Source organism: Spirosoma pulveris (assembly GCF_054781875.1).
Genome location: NZ_BAAGTO010000061.1, coordinates 1 through 1,010, shown reverse-complemented (window position 1 = coordinate 1,010; position 1,010 = coordinate 1). Strand labels below are relative to the sequence as shown.

At 56.8% G+C, this 1,010-nt stretch carries 2 protein-coding genes; both read left to right on the top strand.

What is annotated here, in order from left to right:
- A partial coding sequence (locus ACYVJM_RS32095) for a hypothetical protein (protein ID WP_461152209.1) occupies positions 1–236 on the top strand: 236 nt, incomplete at its 5' end.
- Positions 237–262: 26 nt separating this feature from the next.
- Positions 263–1,010, top strand: a 748-nt coding sequence (locus ACYVJM_RS32090) for a gluzincin family metallopeptidase (protein WP_461152208.1), incomplete at its 3' end; no start/stop codon positions are given.

Here is a 1,010-nt window from a genome sequence, read left to right as displayed (position 1 = left end):
TCAACGATGTGTCGATCAACAAGGTGATTGCCACCGCCAAGAAGGTGAAGCAGTGGACGCTGGACCCCTACTACGAGATTGCCGACATCAACCCGGAGGACAACTCGTTCCCGCCGGTGGCCCAGCCGACTCGTTTCCAGTTGTTCAAGCAGCAGCGGGGCGGTGGCGCGGCTCCTAACCCTATGCAACAGCAACGTCAGCAACAACCCGCTAAACAAGGTACCGGCCGCAACTAACTACCTATCGCGGCTTATCAAAAACTATGAGAAAACTCCTGTTAATGGCGAGCCTGACCTTCTGGTCGGCCGCTTCGATGGCACAGGCTCCAGCGGCCCCAACCCAGCGTGCCAATACACGCTTCGAGCAGCTAGGCCCCATGCTGCCTACCCCTAATACGTTCCGTACGGCTTCCGGCGCGCCCGGTAAAGATTATTTCCAGAACCGCGCCGACTACGACATCAAAGCGACTCTCGACGATACAAAGCAGAAAATAACCGGTTCGGAAACCATCACGTACCACAATAACTCGGGTGATGTGCTCCCCTACTTGTGGATTCAGCTGGATCAGAATACGTTCAGGGCTGACGCCGATAGCCGAACATCGCAGACCAGCAGTATCAGCGAGCAGGGTGCGAGTTTCCAGCAGATCAACGCCAACGCGACGCTGATCGCCAAAGATTACGGGCACAAGATCACGTCCGTACGGGACCAGGCCGGCAAAGCCCTCAAGCATACCATCAACCAAACCATGATGCGCATCGACCTGCCCCAGCCCGTCGGCCCCGGCAAGTCGGTCACCTTCTCCATCGACTGGAACTTCAACATTGTTGACGTTCGCTCGACGGGCGCTCGTGGCGGTTACGAGTACTTTCCGAAAGACGGCAACTACATCTACGAGATCGCCCAGTGGTTTCCCCGGCTCTGCGCCTACAACGACGTGACGGGCTGGCAGAATAAGCAGTTTCTGGGTCAGGGCGAGTTTACCCTCATCTTCGGCAACTACAAACTGG